This window comes from Pseudomonas sp. MPDS, from assembly GCF_013283895.1.
In the GTDB taxonomy this organism is placed as follows: Bacteria; Pseudomonadota; Gammaproteobacteria; order Pseudomonadales; family Pseudomonadaceae; genus Aquipseudomonas; species Aquipseudomonas rhizophila.
The window spans coordinates 2520806-2537701 of sequence record NZ_CP054128.1; the positions used below are offsets into that span (position 1 = coordinate 2520806).

General features: G+C 60.9%; 18 protein-coding genes. 13 read left to right on the forward strand and 5 right to left on the reverse strand.

The window, feature by feature from the left end; genetic code table 11:
* Window positions 1-7: 7 nt before the first annotated feature.
* On the forward strand, window positions 8-2242 hold the full coding sequence (glgB, locus tag HQ912_RS11165) for a 1,4-alpha-glucan branching protein GlgB (RefSeq protein WP_107322632.1): 2235 nt from the start codon (window positions 8-10) through the stop codon (window positions 2240-2242).
* 131 nt (window positions 2243-2373) lie between these two features.
* Here glgB and gudD read toward each other — a convergent pair whose 3' ends face one another.
* Complete coding sequence (gudD, locus tag HQ912_RS11170; protein ID WP_047227776.1) at window positions 2374-3717, reverse strand: glucarate dehydratase; 1344 nt, start codon at window positions 3715-3717, stop codon at window positions 2374-2376.
* Between the two features lie 45 nt (window positions 3718-3762).
* On the opposite strand from gudD, the gene HQ912_RS11175 reads away from it, so the two are divergent.
* The gene (locus HQ912_RS11175) at window positions 3763-3933 is read left to right on the forward strand and encodes a hypothetical protein (protein ID WP_173406780.1); all 171 of its coding nucleotides are present in this window, start codon (window positions 3763-3765) and stop codon (window positions 3931-3933) included.
* An 88-nt stretch (window positions 3934-4021) separates the two neighbouring features.
* Window positions 4022-4735 carry a FadR/GntR family transcriptional regulator gene (locus HQ912_RS11180; RefSeq protein WP_173406781.1) on the forward strand — a complete coding sequence of 238 codons (714 nt, stop codon included), beginning with the start codon at window positions 4022-4024 and terminating at the stop codon, window positions 4733-4735.
* Window positions 4736-4983: 248 nt separating this feature from the next.
* Here the strand turns inward: HQ912_RS11180 and HQ912_RS11185 are convergent, their stop codons facing one another.
* The 3 genes from HQ912_RS11185 to HQ912_RS11195 are packed head-to-tail and all read right to left on the reverse strand — an operon-like array spanning window position 4984 to window position 7576.
* Entirely contained in the window at window positions 4984-6165 is a 1182-nt protein-coding gene (locus tag HQ912_RS11185) for an acetyl-CoA C-acetyltransferase (RefSeq protein ID WP_173406782.1), read from the reverse strand.
* 11 nt (window positions 6166-6176) lie between these two features.
* A complete protein-coding gene (locus HQ912_RS11190; protein WP_092461972.1) occupies window positions 6177-6842 on the reverse strand; it encodes a CoA transferase subunit B in 666 nt (221 codons plus the stop codon).
* Between the two features lie 35 nt (window positions 6843-6877).
* A complete protein-coding gene (locus HQ912_RS11195; RefSeq protein ID WP_047227779.1) occupies window positions 6878-7576 on the reverse strand; it encodes a CoA transferase subunit A in 699 nt (232 codons plus the stop codon).
* Window positions 7577-7743: 167 nt separating this feature from the next.
* Between HQ912_RS11195 and HQ912_RS11200 the strand changes: the two genes are divergently transcribed.
* Window positions 7744-8646, forward strand: a complete 903-nt coding sequence (locus HQ912_RS11200; RefSeq protein WP_076384016.1) for a LysR family transcriptional regulator — start codon at window positions 7744-7746, stop codon at window positions 8644-8646.
* A 120-nt stretch (window positions 8647-8766) separates the two neighbouring features.
* Here the strand turns inward: HQ912_RS11200 and HQ912_RS11205 are convergent, their stop codons facing one another.
* On the reverse strand, window positions 8767-9606 hold the full coding sequence (locus tag HQ912_RS11205) for an NAD-dependent protein deacetylase (protein ID WP_173406783.1): 840 nt from the start codon (window positions 9604-9606) through the stop codon (window positions 8767-8769).
* A gap of 246 nt (window positions 9607-9852) precedes the next feature.
* Between HQ912_RS11205 and HQ912_RS11210 the strand changes: the two genes are divergently transcribed.
* The 9 genes from HQ912_RS11210 (at window position 9853) to HQ912_RS11250 (ending at window position 16874) form a co-directional block, all read left to right on the forward strand.
* Complete coding sequence (locus tag HQ912_RS11210; RefSeq protein WP_047227782.1) at window positions 9853-10116, forward strand: hypothetical protein; 264 nt, start codon at window positions 9853-9855, stop codon at window positions 10114-10116.
* A gap of 41 nt (window positions 10117-10157) precedes the next feature.
* Window positions 10158-10352: a metallothionein gene (locus tag HQ912_RS11215; protein WP_047227783.1), complete on the forward strand. Its 195-nt coding sequence runs from the start codon at window positions 10158-10160 to the stop codon at window positions 10350-10352.
* 291 nt (window positions 10353-10643) lie between these two features.
* Window positions 10644-10958, forward strand: coding sequence for a general stress protein (locus tag HQ912_RS11220; protein WP_047227784.1), 315 nt, complete (start codon window positions 10644-10646; stop codon window positions 10956-10958).
* A 331-nt stretch (window positions 10959-11289) separates the two neighbouring features.
* A complete protein-coding gene (locus HQ912_RS11225; RefSeq protein ID WP_047227785.1) occupies window positions 11290-12171 on the forward strand; it encodes a manganese catalase family protein in 882 nt (293 codons plus the stop codon).
* A gap of 109 nt (window positions 12172-12280) precedes the next feature.
* Window positions 12281-13210 carry a ZIP family metal transporter gene (locus HQ912_RS11230; protein WP_047227786.1) on the forward strand — a complete coding sequence of 310 codons (930 nt, stop codon included), beginning with the start codon at window positions 12281-12283 and terminating at the stop codon, window positions 13208-13210.
* A 249-nt stretch (window positions 13211-13459) separates the two neighbouring features.
* Window positions 13460-14116, forward strand: coding sequence for a hypothetical protein (locus tag HQ912_RS11235; RefSeq protein ID WP_107322635.1), 657 nt, complete (start codon window positions 13460-13462; stop codon window positions 14114-14116).
* Complete coding sequence (locus HQ912_RS11240; RefSeq protein WP_047227788.1) at window positions 14113-14544, forward strand: phage holin family protein; 432 nt, start codon at window positions 14113-14115, stop codon at window positions 14542-14544. Before HQ912_RS11235 ends, HQ912_RS11240 begins: the two co-directional genes overlap by 4 nt.
* Complete coding sequence (locus HQ912_RS11245; RefSeq protein WP_047227789.1) at window positions 14541-15341, forward strand: DUF3618 domain-containing protein; 801 nt, start codon at window positions 14541-14543, stop codon at window positions 15339-15341. The genes HQ912_RS11240 and HQ912_RS11245 overlap by 4 nt, the downstream gene beginning before the upstream one ends.
* A gap of 126 nt (window positions 15342-15467) precedes the next feature.
* Complete coding sequence (locus tag HQ912_RS11250; protein WP_139049638.1) at window positions 15468-16874, forward strand: saccharopine dehydrogenase C-terminal domain-containing protein; 1407 nt, start codon at window positions 15468-15470, stop codon at window positions 16872-16874.
* Window positions 16875-16896 lie beyond the last annotated feature (22 nt).

The window sequence follows — 16896 nt, forward strand, 5'->3', positions numbered from 1 at the left end:
GAGAATCATGAGTGTCTCGAACAAAGAACCACAGGGGCAGGCCAAAGAGTCGTTGCTGCCGTCCCCCCATGACATCGACGCGCTGGTGCGCGCAGAACATCAGGACCCGTTTTCCATCCTTGGTCCCCACGGCGATGGTGCCGGCGGGCAGTTCATCCGGGCGTACCTGCCCGGCGCCTTGAGCGTGCAAGTGTTGGCCCGCGATGGCGACGAAGTCCTGGGCGATTTGCAGCTCAGCGAAACCCCGGGGCTGTTTGTCGGCCATTTCGACCGCGCCCAACCCTACCTGTTGCGCACCCGCTGGGCCGGCGGTGAGCAGGTGGCCGAAGACCCCTACAGCTTCGGGCCACTGCTGGGGGAAATGGACCTTTATCTGTTTGCCGAAGGCAATCATCGCGACCTCAGTTCCTGTCTGGGGGCGCAGTTGACCACTGTCGATGGCGTCGACGGCGTGCGCTTTGCTGTATGGGCACCGAATGCGCGGCGAGTCTCGGTGGTGGGCGATTTCAACGTCTGGGACGGGCGCCGGCATCCAATGCGCATCCGTTATCCGTCCGGGGTGTGGGAGTTGTTCATCCCGCGGCTTGGCGCGGGCGAGGGTTACAAATATGAAATCCTCGGCGCCCACGGCATTTTGCCGCTCAAGGCTGACCCGGTGGCGCTGGCCACTCAAATGCCGCCGGATACCGCTTCCAAGGTCGCCGCGCCGCTGAAAATCGAGTGGCAGGATGGGCAATGGATGCAAGATCGTCGCGAGCGGCAGTTGCCTGGCGCACCGCTGTCGATCTACGAATTGCACGCCGGCTCCTGGCAGTGCGAAATCGACGAGGCGGGAGAAGTTGCCCGGCAGTACACCTGGCACGAAATGGCCGAACGCCTGATTCCGTACGTCAAGGACCTGGGGTTCACCCACATCGAGCTGATGCCGATCATGGAGCATCCGTTCGGGGGGTCCTGGGGTTACCAGCCGCTTTCACAGTTTGCCCCGACGGCGCGTTTCGGCTCGCCGGACGATTTCGCGGCGTTCGTCAATGCCTGTCACCAGGCCGACATCGGCGTGATTCTCGATTGGGTGCCGGCGCATTTCCCCACCGATACCCACGGTCTGGCCCAGTTCGACGGCACCGCGCTGTACGAATACGGCAACCCGCTGGAAGGCTTTCACCAGGATTGGGACACCCTGATCTACAACCTGGGACGCACCGAAGTCCATGGTTTCATGCTCGCTTCGGCGCTGCATTGGCTGAAGCACTTCCACATCGACGGCCTGCGTGTGGATGCCGTCGCCTCGATGTTGTATCGCGACTATTCACGCAAGGCCGGCGAATGGGTGCCCAATCGCCACGGTGGACGGGAGAACCTGGAAGCCATCGACTTCCTGCGGCACCTCAATGACGTGGTGGCGCTGGAAACCCCCGGTGCGTTGGTTATCGCCGAAGAGTCCACCGCCTGGCCCGGCGTCAGTCAGAGCACGCAACAGGGCGGCCTGGGTTTCGCCTATAAGTGGAACATGGGCTGGATGCACGATTCGCTGCATTACATCCAGCAGGACCCGGTGTACCGCGCCCACCATCACAACGAACTGAGTTTCGGCCTGATGTACGCGTGGTCCGAGCGCTTTGTCCTGCCGATTTCCCATGACGAAGTGGTGCATGGCAAACGCTCGCTGATCGACAAGATGCCGGGCGATCGCTGGCAGAAATTCGCCAACTTGCGGGCCTATCTGAGTTTCATGTGGGGCCATCCCGGCAAGAAGCTTCTGTTCATGGGCTGCGAGTTCGGCCAATGGCGCGAGTGGAACCACGACCAGCAGCTGGACTGGTACCTGTTGCAATACCCGGAGCACCGTGGGGTGCAGAAGCTGGTGAGCGACCTGAACCGTCTCTATCGCGAAGAGCCGGCGCTGCACGATCAGGACGACGCGCCTCAGGGGTTCCAGTGGCTGATTGGTGATGATGCGGTGAACAGCGTCTACGCCTGGTTGCGTTGGAGCAAGGAAGGTCGACCGGTGCTGGTGGTTGCCAACTTCACGCCCGTGCCGCGCGCGGCATACCGCATCGGCGTGCCGTTTGCCGGGCGCTGGGTGGAATTGCTCAACAGTGACGCCGACACCTATGCCGGTTCCAACTACGGCAACAGCGGTGGTGCCTTCACCGAAGAAGTGCCCAGCCATGGCCAGGCGCTGTCGCTGGAACTCAACTTGCCGCCATTGGCGGTGTTGATTCTGCGGCCGGAGGGTTAGGAGCAGCTCCTATCATGCACTAACCCTGTGGGAGCGAGCCTGCTCGCGATGCGGTTGCGATGTTGGATGTGCCGCCTTCATCGCGAGCAGGCTCGCTCCCACCTGGATAGGTGCTCAGCCAGAAGGTTCGTTCAGCGCACCAGGCACGGCTGCTTGTTGTTGAACGTCCAGCCCGGAATCAGATACTGCATTGCAACCGCATCATCCCGCGCGCCAAGCCCCATCCCTTTGTACAGTTCATGAGCCTTGGCCAATTGGTCGGTGTCCAGCTCGATCCCCAGTCCCGGTTTTTTCGGCACCTGCACGCAGCCACCCTGGATCTGCAACGGAGCCTTGGTCAGCCGCTGCCCATCCTGCCAGATCCAGTGCGTGTCGATCGCCGTGATGTCACCCGGTGCGGCCGCAGCTACGTGGGTGAACATCGCCAGGGAAATGTCGAAGTGGTTGTTGGAGTGCGAGCCCCAGGTCAGGCCCCATTCGTTGCACATCTGCGCCACTCGAACCGAACCTTGCATGGTCCAGAAGTGTGGGTCGGCCAGGGGAATGTCCACCGATTGCAAGGTGATGGCATGGCCCATTTCGCGCCAATCGGTGGCGATCATGTTAGTGGCGGTTTTAAGACCGGTGGCGCGGCGGAACTCGGCCATCACCTCACGGCCCGAATAACCGTTCTCGGCACCACAAGGATCTTCGGCGTATGCCAGGACCTTGTGCTGGTCCCGGCAGAGGCGGATGGCCTCCTTGAGTGACCAGGCGCCGTTCGGGTCCAGGGTGATACGTGCCTGAGGGAAGCGTTCGGCCAGGGCGGTGACGGCTTCGATTTCTTCGTCGCCCTTGAGCACGCCGCCCTTGAGCTTGAAGTCCTGGAAGCCGTAACGCGAATGAGCGGCTTCGGCCAGGCGCACCACGGCGTCGGCGTCCAGGGCTTTTTCGTGGCGTACGCGGAACCAGTCGTTGTCGGCGTCCGGTTCGCTGCGGTAGGGCAGGTCAGTTTGCTGGCGATCACCCACATAAAACAGATAACCGAGCATTTTCACTTCATCACGCTGCTGGCCTTCGCCGAGCAGTGCGGCTACCGGTACATCCAGGTGCTGGCCCAGCAGGTCCAGCAACGCCGCTTCCAGGCCGGTGACCGCGTGAATGGTGATGCGCAGGTCGAACGTCTGCAAGCCACGACCACCGGCATCCCGGTCGGCGAAGGCCTGGCGTACGGTGTTGAGAATCTTCTGATAGGTGCCGATGGGGCTGCCGACCACCAGCGAGCGGGCGTCTTCGAGGGTCTGGCGAATGCGCTCGCCGCCGGGCACTTCGCCCACGCCGGTGTGGCCGGCGTTGTCTTTGAGAATGACGATGTTGCGGGTAAAGAACGGGCCATGGGCGCCACTGAGATTCAGCAGCATGCCGTCATGACCGGCCACCGGCACGACCTGCATGCTGGTGATGATGGGGGCTTTGGTGGCTTCTTGGGTCTGCATGTTTTTCCCACTCGTTGTTTTTATGCGGGGCATCGCAGGAGGGCGATGTTGATAGACATCATACAACTTGATTTTTTTATCTTACAAGGGAGGCTGGTCGGTTTTTTGGGATGGTTTGCCTTAAAAAACTCGGAAATACCTTTATTTGCTGGATTTTTTAGCAAGGAAAAGAAACATGGGGAAGATCAGTTTAGCGCTGGCGGAACCGTTCGATGACTGAGATGATTGCACTTGTCATACAAGCTAAGGGGCGTGGAGTTTTTACCTCACGGCCCGCCTGCTCCGTTTCGAGGACCCACGGCCCATGCAACCAGACATCGAGGCAACGCCGCGCAAACGCACCCACAACCTGGCCCATGACCTGGTGGCGAAGCTGAGCCAGAGCATTTTGCTGGGGCAGTTGAAACCGGGGGAAAAACTGCCGTCGGAAGGTGCCATTGTGCAGGCCCATGGTGTCAGCCGCACGGTGGTGCGCGAGGCGATATCCAAGCTGCAGGCCTCGGGGCTGGTGGAAACTCGCCACGGCATCGGCACCTTTGTGCTGGAGCAGACCGGTGAGCCGGGCCTGAGGCTCAATGTCGACACCGCCGCAGGTGTGCGGGGGATCTTGGAACTGCGCCTGGGCCTGGAAACCCAGGCAGCGGCCCTGGCGGCCTTACGGCGCAATGAACGCCAACTGCAGCAGATGCGCCAGGCCCTGGATGATTACCAGCGGTTGCTCAGCAATAACGACAGTTGCGTCGACGCCGACCGGCGCTTTCATTTGCTCATCGCTGAAGCCACGGACAACACCTGTTTTGTCGAAATCATGCAGCACCTGGGCAGTGCGATGATTCCCCGAACCCGGGTGAACGTGGTCGAACGCGGTCAAGCGGACCTGGGGAAACTGGCGCAGTTGGCTAATCTGGAGCACGAGGCCATTTTCAATGCCATCAAACGCCAGGACCCGGACGCCGCCCGCGCCGCCATGTGGCTGCACCTGACCAACAGTCGCGACCGGTTTGGCGCGGGGGCCTGAAGGCTCATCGTCGCCTGACCCACCGCCATCGCGAGCAGGCTCGCTCCCACAGTGGATCGGTGGTGGACGCCAGTCTTGTAATCGCCCGAGATCCCTGTGGGAGCGAGCCTGCTCGCGATGAGGCCGCCAGATCATGCTCAAAACCAGCAGACAAAAAAAACCGGCGCAACCCAGGTTGCGCCGGTGTGTTGCCAGTGGATGTGCGGATGTTCGTGGGTCCGCGCATTCACTGTCGGGCTCTTTGCCGGTTACGCTCGTTCCAGCGCCAAGGCCACGCCTTGACCGCCGCCGATGCACAGCGTGGCGAGGCCTTTCTTGGCATCGCGCTTGATCATTTCATGGAGCAGCGACACCAGCACTCGGCAACCCGAGGCACCGATCGGGTGGCCCAGGGCGATGGCGCCGCCATTGACGTTGACCTTCTCCATGTCCCATTTCAGCTCTCTGGCCACGGCCAGTGACTGGGCGGCGAAGGCTTCGTTGGCTTCGATCAGGTCCAGTTGCTCCAAAGACCAGCCGGCCTTGTCCAGGCAGCGGCGGGTAGCCGACACCGGGCCGATGCCCATGATTGCCGGGTCTACCCCCGCATTGGCATAGGCGCTGATTTTCGCCAGTACCGGCAAGCCCAGTGCCTTGGCTTTTTCCGCGCTCATCAGCAGCACGGCGGCGGCGCCATCGTTCAGCGACGAGGCATTGCCGGCAGTAACGCTGCCGTCCTTTTTGAACGCCGGTTTGAGCTTGCCCAGGGATTCGGCGGTGGTGCCGGCCCGGGGTTGTTCGTCGGTGGCGAAGGCCACAGGATCGCCTTTGCGCTGGGGAATCAGGATCGGCGTGATCTCATCAGCAAACCGGCCACCTTCAATCGCCGCCACGGCCTTCTGCTGGGAAGCGGCGGCAAAGGCGTCCTGCTCCTCGCGGCTGATCTCGTACTTGTCCACCAGGTTCTCGGCGGTGATGCCCATGTGGTAATCGTTGAACGCATCCCACAGACCATCGGTAATCATGCTATCGATCATCTGCGCATGGCCCATGCGCAGGCCAGTGCGGGCAGCCGGCAGTACGTACGGAGCCAGGCTCATGTTTTCCATGCCGCCGGCAATGATCACCTCGGCATCGCCACAGCGGATCGCCTGGGCGCCCAGGTGCAAGGCCTTGAGCCCCGAGCCGCAGACCTTGTTCAGGGTCAGCGCCGGCACCGCGTGGGGCAGGCCAGCGAGGATCGATGCCTGGCGGGCCGGGTTCTGCCCGCTGCCTGCGGTCAACACCTGGCCAAGGATTACCTCATCGACCTGTTCACCCGAAAGCCCCGTCTGTTCCAGCAACCGACGAATCACCGCGGCACCGAGTTGCGGTGCGGGAATGGAGGCCAGCGAACCCTGGAAACTGCCAATGGCGGTACGGGTGGCGGCGACAATCACGACTTCTTGCATCGAATTTCTCCTCACTGGGCAGCGAACTGCATTTCAGGCACGTGGTCCGGCACGATCAGTTTGCCGGCAGTCTTGGCGACGATTTCCTCGACGCTGACGCCTGGGGCACGTTCTTTGAGAATGAAGGCGCCGTCCTGGATTTCCAGGTAGGCCAGGTCAGTCAGCACGCGCTTGATGCAACCGGCACCGGTCAGCGGCAGGCTGCAACGTGACAACAGTTTCGACTCACCGTCCTTGGACGCGTGAGTCATGGTGACGATGATGTTCTCGGCACCTGCCACCAGGTCCATCGCGCCGCCCATGCCCTTGACCAGCTTGCCAGGGATCATCCACGAAGCAATGTTACCTTCCACGTCTACCTCGAAGGCGCCCAGCACGGTCAGGTCGATGTGCCCGCCACGGATCATGGCAAAGGATTCGGCCGAAGAGAAGATCGAGGCGCCAATGCGCGCAGTGACGGTCTGCTTGCCGGCGTTGATCATGTCGGCATCGACCTCGGCTTCGGTAGGGAACGCGCCCATGCCGAGCAGGCCGTTTTCCGACTGCAGCATGACTTCCATGCCTTCGGGGATGTAGTTGGCGACCAGGGTCGGAATGCCGATGCCCAGGTTCACGTAGTAGCCGTCCTGCATTTCGCGGGCGACGCGTTGAGCCATTTGTTCGCGGGAAAGTGCCATGTTGTTATTCCTTCATTCGAGCCGGGGGCAGGGGATCACTTACGCACGGTGCGCTGTTCGATGCGCTTTTCGAAGGTGCCGCAAATGATCCGGTCGACGTAGATGCCTGGGGTATGGATCTGCGTCGGGTCCAGCTCGCCCGGTTCGACGATTTCTTCGACTTCAACCACGGTGATCTTGCCGGCTGTGGCCGCCAACGGGTTGAAATTCTGGGCGGTATGGCGATAGACCACGTTGCCGAAATGGTCGGCTTTCCAGCCTTTGACGATGGCGAAGTCGCCGGTGATGGATTCTTCCATCAGGTACTGGCGGCCATGGAATTCACGCACTTCCTTGCCTTCGGCCACTGGCGTGCCGACCCCGGTGGCGGTGAAGAAGGCCGGAATGCCCGCGCCGCCGGCGCGCATTTTTTCGGCGAGGGTGCCTTGCGGGGTGAGCACGACTTCGATTTCGCCGCTCAGCAGCTGCTTTTCGAAAAGAGCGTTTTCGCCGACGTAAGAGGCAACCACCTTGCGGATCTGCCGATCTTCCAGCAATACACCCAGACCGAAACCGTCGACGCCGCAGTTATTGGAAACCACGGTGAGGTCGCGGATACCCTTGCGCTTGATCTCGGCGATCAGGTTCTCCGGGATGCCGCAGAGGCCGAAGCCGCCAGCGATCACCGTCATGCCGTCTTGCAAGCCTTCCAGCGCTTCTTCGTAGCTACTCACACGTTTGTCGAAACCTGCCATAGACACCTCTTTTATTCTTGATGGGGTCGCAATGAAACGCAGTGTTGCGCCAAGTCATATATTTGTTAAGTTGATTTTTAGGTTGGATTGATTGATAAAACTCACTAATTGCCGATATCCGTTTGCGGCTTGAAACTGACCGCTTGCCGCCGGGAGCACAGCGACCCATGACCCTCAAGCAAATCCGCGCTTTTCTCGCCGTGGCCCAAAGCCTGAGCTTCGCCGTGGCCTGCGAGCGGCTGCACCTGTCCCAGTCGGCCCTGAGCCTGACCATCAAGGCCTTGGAAGAAGGCTTGGGCGGGCGTCTGTTCAGTCGCAATACTCGCAACGTGGCGCTGACGCCTGAAGGCGAATCGCTGCTGCCCCTGGCCCGGCGCCTGGTTGCCGATTGGGACAACGCCGAGGATGAAATGCGCCAACGCTTCACCTTGCAACGCGGCCGCGTCACCTTGGCGGCAATGCCGTCCTTTGCCGGCAACCTGCTGCCGCCGATCCTCAAGACCTTCCGCGCCCGCTATCCGAATGTCAACGTCACGGTCAACGATGTGATCAACGAACAGGTGCTGGAAATGGTTCGTGATCGGCACGTTGAACTGGGGGTCGCGTTCGAGCCGATGCAGAGCTCGTCGCTGGCCTTTACCCCGTTGTATCTGGACCGCTTTGTCGCGGTGGTGCCGCTGGACTCGCCACTGGCGCAGCGCCGTGAGATCCAGTGGCAGACGCTGCTGGAGCAGCCGTTTATCACGCTGCAAAGGCCCTCCACTGTGCGGGTGATGCTGGAGGAGCATTTGCAAAACCGAGGCATGAAACTGCCGGTGGAATTCGAGAGCCATCAGTTGGCGACAGTTGGACGGATGGTCGCCAGCGGGTTGGGGGTGAGTGCGGTCCCGGCGCTGTGTGTCGGGCAGATGCATGAGCTGGGCGCCCGCTGCATCACCCTCAGCGATCCAGTGATAGAACGGGCCATCGGTGTGCTGACCAAGCCGGGGCATGAACTGTCGGCGGCGGCGCAGGCGTTGTTCGATACGCTCAGGGATCAGGACATCGGTGCGCAGTTGACCACGCGGTAAACCACGGTTCCCTTGTGGGAGCGAGCCTGCTCGCGATAGCGGCGGCACATCCAGCATAGAGGCTAGTTGAACCAGCGCAATCGCGAGCAGGCTCGCTCCCACAGGGGGGCTGCGGTGCTGTTAGAACTGGCGTTGAGTCAGCAGCGGCAGCAGTTGCTCACAAGGCTCTTCAAGCTTGAGATCCAGCAACTCGTCGGCCCGTGTCTTGCCCCGGTTGATCGCCAGCAGCGGCTTGCCCCGTTCCTTGATCGCCCGGCACAGGCGAAACGCCGACCACGCCATCAGCGAGGAGCCCACCACCAGCAGGCCGTCCGCCTGTTCGACGGCTTGCATGGCGCGAGTGGCGGTGACGGCGGCGACGTTTTCGCCGAAAAACACCACGTCGGGTTTCAAGCGCTCGCCGTCGCAATGAGGGCAGCGGGGCACCTGGAAGCGCGCCTCGAACGCGGCATCCAGCAGGGTATCGCCGTCCGGCGCCTGAACCGCGTCGACACCGGCCAGGTAAGGATTCTGCGCTTGCATCAACAGCTGGATCTGCTGGCGCTCACTGTGCTGCTCGCAATCGAGGCACACCACCCGATGCAGGCTTCCGTGAAGTTCGATTACGTCGTGGCTGCCAGCCTGGTCATGCAGGGTGTCGACATTCTGGGTGATTAGGCCGCTGATGCGTTGGTGCGCCTGCAACATCGCCAACGCCTCGTGGGCCACGTTCGGCCGGGCCTGATGGACCCGCGGCCAGCCCAGCATCGCCCGCGCCCAGTAGCGCCGCCGTGCTTCGGGTTTGGCGAGAAACTCCTGGTACATCATGGGTTGCCGACCCCGTCGCACACCCTCGCTGTCCCGGTAGTCGGGAATGCCCGAAGGGGTGCTGATGCCGGCACCGGTGAGCACCAGAAAACGGCGCCCGGCCATATGCTCCAGCAATTGATCGATCGGTTGACGGTGAAAGTCGTCGGGCATAGAGGTCGCTCCGCTGGCCTGGAGTCGTTGAGGTTAGCATCGTGGTTCGTCGAGAGGGCGGTGGGAATGCCTTTCGTCGCACAGCGTTGTTGTTTCTTCAAACTTTCCCCGGTTGCGCGACATCCACCTCTATGAACGGCACTCAAAACTGTCGTGTTGCAATGCTGTGTCGACCCCAAGCGCTGAGTGTGAAAAATGCTGCCGCTGACGTGCTTCGGCATTTAACGCACCGAGAAGAGGAGGCGTATGAAACAGACCACCGGTGAAGTACGGGCCATCAATCGACAGAGAGCAATGGTCGGTGTGTACGTCGAGGAGGAAGACAACCACACAGTCCTTGAGCTCGATTCCGCCAACGACATCGATATTGGTGACGTCATGGAGTGGGACAGTGGCAAGGCCTTGGGCACCCAGTCTTATCGCAACCTGACCAAAGGCTGGACCGCCGAGGTTTATGTGGCGAACCATGGCGTTGCGGCGGCGAACCTTGAGGTTCAATTGCTGGTGTGATCCTGACGACAGCTTTAAAACCGGAACCCAGGAGAACGAACATGAGCGAGTTAAAGTGCGGTTGCCCCGATTGCCAATGCGATGTGGACCCGCAACAGGTGTTCAATCGCGATGGCGAGGCCTATTGCAGTCAAGCCTGCGCCGACCAACATCCAAACGGTGAACCTTGTCCGGCACCGGATTGCCATTGCGAACGCAGCGGCAAGAATGGCGGGCCAGACATGGATGGCAATTAACGGGATGAAGCGCTGGAGGACACCTTTGCGCCCAGCTATCCCATTTCATCCTGAATATAAACCGAGATTGCGGCCCGCTAACGATGGGTATCGCTCAAGTTGAGTAGTTGAATTCATTATTGGGCGTCATTTCTTTGAAAGGCCGTTGTAACTCGACGCCGCAGTGAGAGTGTGGGATTGCATGAGCCGTTCGTCGCTGTTTTCAAGATGTGTTTAAAACCTTGTCGGCGCCAGACTTTCAGATTGTTAGGAGTCAGCAGGTTCGCAACATCAACTAACGAGGTGAATGAAATGGCTAACACAGGAAATAAGAATCCTGGCAATTTCGCTAACGATCGTGAAAAGGCATCGCAAGCGGGGAAGAAGGGCGGCCACGTGTCAGGTGGTAACTTCGCGAATGATCCGCAGCGCGCATCCGAGGCCGGGCGCAAGGGGGGGCAAGCTTCGGGCGGCAATTTTGCCAATGACCCGGAACGAGCCGCCGCCGCCGGCCGAAAAGGTGGCCAAGCCTCGGGTGGCAATTTTGCCAAAGACCCTGAGCGGGCCTCCGAGGCCGGTCGAAAGGGCGGTCAGGCATCCGGCGACAACGTTACCAGCGACCGCTAGACAGTTTCCGAAACAAGTCAAAAAGGCCCTGGAAACAGCCAGGATCATGGGCGCAACTCTGAATACTCAATGACGTTACGGGCCCTGTGTTAATCGCATGGGGCCTGTCGGATTTATATACAACGGGATCGCGGCAAGGAATGTCTTCAAGCGTGAGGGGAGGGTAAGTTGTTCAGTTACCTGGCATTTCTGCAAGTGCGCCTTACCGATTACCGTTCGTCTCGTTTATTAAATAAAAGATAAATTTTAACTGTTTAACTTCTTCAGATTTTCTGTGGGCCTGCTCCCGGCAGTGTCCCTTTGGCTTGTGTCCTGAACGAGGAGTTTCATCATGTTCTTACATAACAAAAGACTGCAGTACACCGTACGTGTCGCCGAGCCTAACCCAGGGCTGGCTAATCTGTTGCTTGAACAGTTCGGCGGTGCCCAGGGCGAGTTGGCGGCGGCGTCGCGCTACTTCACCCAGGCCCTGTCCGAGGATGATCCCGGCCGCAAGGATTTGTTGATGGACATTGCCACCGAAGAGCTCAGTCATCTGGAGGTGATCGGCTCGATCATCGTGATGCTCAATAAAGGCGCCAAGGGCCGAATGGCCGAGGGTGTGGAAAAGGAAGGCCAGCTGTACCGGGACATCAACGGTGCCGGCAACGACTCTCACATCACCAGCCTGCTTTATGGCGCCGGTTCCCCGCTGACCAATTCGGCCGGTGTACCTTGGACAGCCGCTTACGTCGACACCATAGGTGAGCCGACAGCGGACATGCGGTCCAACATCGCCGCCGAGGCACGGGCGAAAATCATCTATGAGCGCCTGATGAATCTCACCGATGATCCTGGGGTAAAAGAAGCGCTGGGCTTTTTGATGACCCGTGAAATCGCGCACCAGATGTCCTTCGAGAAAGCCCTGCACTCGATCCAGCCGAATTTCCCTCAAGGTAAACTGCCAGGCATGCCAGAGTTCACCAACGTGTACTTCAACATGTCCCAAGGCGAGCCTTCGGTGCGTGGCCCATGGAACCAGGGCGATGAGTGGGAATTCGTCGAGAACCCAACGCCGGCGGTGGATGGCGGCGATGGTCTGGCGAGTGTGCAACTGAGCAAGAAAGACGAAGCGCTGCTGATGGACATGAAGGCGCGGACCATGTCCAACCCGGAAAGCGACCCCATGACAGGTGCCGACTTGGGTTCAGGGATGCAAGGTGACAAACTGTAGGAAACCGGCGAGGGGGCCTGGCTCCTTCGCCTGAAAATTGCGTTTGAGCGGACCCCTCGTTGGGGGAACGATCAGACATGACCTGGCGCAAAACCAGTAAGGATATTCGATGGACCAGCCCACCTCCCGGATCCGATCGCCCTGGCGTACCTGGCTGGATCCTGTGCAAAACAACCTGCTGCTGGGGGTAAGCTTCTGGCTGGGGCTGGCGGTGATCGCCGCGCTGTTGCTCTACAGCGGTTACAACGCATTGGTGGGGGCCGACCGGCACAACCTGGGCTACGCCGTTCTGGGCGGCACCGCCGGTTTCGCCGCCACGGCGCTGGGCGCGTTGATGGCGGTGGTGCTGCGTGATATCTCCTCGCGGACCCAGGACATCATGCTCGGTTTTGCCGCGGGCATGATGCTCGCCGCCAGTTCGTTTTCGCTGATCCTGCCGGGTATCGAAGCGGCACAAAGTATCGTGGGCAATCAACTGCTCGCCGCGTTTGTCGTTGTGGTCGGCCTGGGTCTGGGCGTGCTCCTGATGATCGGCCTTGACCGTTTCGTGCCCCACGAACATGAAGTGAGTGGCCGGCGCGGTCCGCAATCGGAACGCATCAACCGTGTCTGGTTGTTCGTGCTCGCCATCACCTTGCACAATTTGCCCGAGGGCATGGCCATCGGCGTCAGTTTTGCTAACGGTGATCTGCGGGTCGGCATGCCCCTGACCACTGCCATTGCGATCCAGGACATCCCCGAAGGGCTTGCCATCGCCATGGCGCTGCGAGTCACCGGGATCAGTGCGCTGCGTGCCGCGCTGATCGCGGTGGGCTCGGGGCTGATGGAGCCACTGGGCGCGGTGATCGGGCTGGGCATGTCTTCGGGCGTGGCCGTGGCGTATCCCATTAGCCTGGGGCTGGCGGCGGGGGCCATGATCTTCGTGGTGTCCCACGAAGTGATTCCGGAAACCCACCGCAACGGCCACGAAACGCCAGCCACGCTGGGGTTGATGATGGGGTTTGCGGTGATGATGTTCCTCGACACGGCACTGGGTTAGCAGGCCGTCGAGCACTGAACCACGAAGGGTATCAGCAGGATCGAAATCGGGCCTGGCGAATGCGCCAGGGCCCGATTTTTTTGTGCCCGCAGACAAACCAGCGGCCTGTGATACCGCACGGCGTCCCGCAGTGAAACTCGTTTGAACTACGCCTCAACCTGCTCCGTCATCTGTACTGAGAGGCACGTAGTCGGGCACCCCTCGGGGCTTCCCGGTATCGAGTATTCATCACGGAGGCGATGGGCAGACATGACTATCCCGGACAACAACCCCGAGCGAGAAAACGGCACGTCGGGCCAGGCCCGACCCGAGGATCACCTGAACCACATCAAGGAGGACGTGAGCGAGGCCATAGGCAGCGCTCGTGAGCAGGCCGATGCGCATTTCGGCCAATACCGCGATACGGCAGCGGATCAGATCGATGCACTGGCGCGTGGTGCCAAGTCAGCCGTGTCGGAAATCGAAGCCAACGACACCCTGGGCCTGTCCCACTATCTGGCAGACATGGCCGATTCGATGAGCGGCCTGTCCAGCAAATTACGCCACATGAGCGCCGAGCAATTGCTGCACGATGGTTCTCGACTGGCTCGGGAAAACCCGGGTCTGTTCCTGGTCGGCAGCGTAGCGGTGGGGTTTGGCCTGTCGCGGTTTCTGAAGGCCGGCAGCTCGCCTGTCCCGGCCGAAGTAGTCGATCCCGCCGCCGGCCACTCAAGCCCGCCAAGCGGAGGATTTGCCGCCCGTGGACCCTTTGATCCGAACCCGGATCCTATCGCACCGGGCGTCAATTCTGCCGGCGGCCACGCCACCGCCAGCACTCCCGCTGCGTCCGGCACCCAGGACCAGCCCAGTGATGCCACTACCGGCTCGTTGCCCGGTTCGGCCAATACCCGAGGAGAATTGCAATGAACCGACCAGACCCAGATATTCAGCGTCCCGTCGGGACGTCGGTGCCCGATCACGATGCGTCGGTGATGGGGCTGTTAAAGCAATTGACCCACGAAGTCCCCTCGCTTTTTACCAAGGAGCTGGCACTGGCCAAGGCCGAATTCCAAGCGAGCCTGAACACTTTGAAAGCGGGTATCGCCGGGGTAGCCGGTGGCGCGATGGTGCTGCTGGCCGGTTTTATCATCCTGCTGATGGCGGTGGTCTATGGCTTGAGCACGATCATGCAGCCCTGGCTCGCGGCGTTGATCGTCGGCGCAGTGGTCATGATCATTGGTTTCATCATGGTGCAGTCGGGCAAGAAGCAATTCGAACCGTCCCACTTCAAGCCTGAGCGAACGCTCGATGCGTTGAACAAAGACCAGGAAGCCCTGCGGAGGAAAGTCTCATGAAGGATGAATTCAAAACCGAATCCCAGAAGAGCCCGGAAACCATCGAGCGCGAGATCGACGAGCAACGGGCCCACATCAGCCATATCGTCGACGCCCTGGGCAGCAAGTTCACGCCGGGGCAGATGCTCGACCAGGCGCTGACCCTGGCCAAAGGCAACGGGTCGCAGTTTTTTGGCAACCTGGGTACCACCGTGCGCAACAACCCAGTGCCCACCGTGCTGACCACCGTGGGGCTGTGCTGGCTGATGCTGGGTCAGAACCGTCCGCCACGGGTCGGTTATCGCGTCGGGCCGGACCAGGATGCCAGCGGCTGGAGCGAAGGGCTTGCCGGTGGCCTGGACAGTGCCAAGGAGCATCTGCACAGCACCACCGACTCGTTGCGCGACGGGTTTCATCATCTCAAGGACAAGGCTTCGCATCTGGCCGACGGTTTGGGCGCCAGCGCCAGCCATGCCCGGAGCAAAGCTCACGAGACGGGTGAGCGCGTGGCCCATGGCTCGCAGGACCTGGGTGATCAATTCAGCCGTCTGCTCAAGGAGCAACCGTTGATGATGGCGGCCGCGGGAATCGCGCTGGGCGCCATGCTCGGCGCCGCACTGCCCAGTACTGCCACTGAGCAGCGGGTGATGGGCAAGACCAGCGCCGATCTGGCCGACAAGGCCAGGCAAGCGGCACGCGAGGGGTATGCAACGGTGCGCGATAGCGTGAGCAAGACCACCGAGCATCGTGACGAAACTTCACCGCGTGCTCAGGCGCGTTCCGGTACGGACCTGTCTGAGGGGCTGGGCACGTCTTAAGTTGAACGCGGTCCACGGCGCAGGGCCGGCAACGCCTGCGCCGGGTGCCTGTCGAGCCTGACAGTAGCCAAAGTCCGGTGACCGGTATTTCATGGCTCCATCGTCAACGTTCCGGGGAGACTGCACATGAAGCACCGGGTCAGGTTTTCGGGCCATCTGATCTTCATCGGATTTGGCTCCATTACCCGGGCCACGCTGCCGCTGCTGTTGCGGCAGGATCACGTCCCGGTCAATCAGATCACGGTCATTGCGCCCGTGATCGAGAAAAATATCTGGTTCAAGGAGCGGGGCATTTGCTTTGTCCGCAAAGCGCTGACTGAACACACCTTCACGCAGACCCTGGACCGCTTCATCAAACCTGGCGACTTCATCGTCAACCTGTCGGTGGAAGTCAGTTCGCTGGCCCTGATGACTTATGCCTTCGGCAAGGGCGCGCTGTACCTGGATACCTGCATTGAGCCTTGGGCCGGCGGCTACGATGACCCTTCATTGGATTTATCGCATCGCACCAATTACGCGTTGCGCTACCAGATGCTGGGCCTGCGCAAAAAACTGGGCCATGGCCCGACCGCCGTCGTGGCCCATGGCGCCAACCCCGGTTTGATCACTCATCTGCTCAAGGCTGGCCTGGTGGAACTGGCCGTGCAATTGAACCATCGCTTGCCACAGAACCGCGAAGGCGTGGACTGGGCCAGGCTGTGCATGGAGACCGGCATCAAGGTGATTCATTTTGCCGAGCGCGACACTCAGCGCTCCAGCCGCCTCAAGCAGGACGATGAGTTCGTCAATACGTGGTCGGTGGAAGGCTTGATCAGCGAGGGCCACCAACCGGCCGAGTTGGGCTGGGGCACCCACGAGCGCACCTGGCCAACGTCTGCCAGGCGCCACCGCTTCGGCAGTCGCAATGCCATCTACCTCGAGCGCCCGAGCGCCACTGTGCCGGTCAAGACCTGGACACCGTTGGGCGGGCCGTGCCTGGGGCTGATGATCACCCATCACGAAACCGCCTCTACAGCGGATCTGCTAACACTCAAGGACCAGCAGAAACTGATCTATCGCCCCACACTGCATTACGCCTATCACCCGTGCAACGATGCTTTGCTGTCGATCCATGAGTTGATTGGTCGAGGCTGGCAGAGCCAACAGCAGCAACGGATTCTCAACGGTGAAATCGACAGCATCGGAGCCGATGCGCTGGGCGTCTTGCTGATGGGGCATGAACTCAATGCCTACTGGTTCGGCTCGGTATTGACCATCGATGAAGCCCGGGCGCTCTTGCCCTTCAACAATGCCACCAGTTTGCAAGTGGCGGCGGGGGTTTTGTCGGGGATTGTCTGGGCGGTGGAAAACCCGGATCGCGGCATCGTCGAGCCAGAGCACATGGACTACGAACGTGTGCTGGAAGTGGCCAGGCCTTACCTCGGTACCTTGGTGGGCAAGCAGACCGACTGGAGACCGACCGGCGCGGTGCACACGTGTTCCCTGGACGGGGCGGCGGATGATTGGCAGTTCGAGCATTTCACGCGGTTTTGAGCCGCCATCGCGAGCAGGCTCG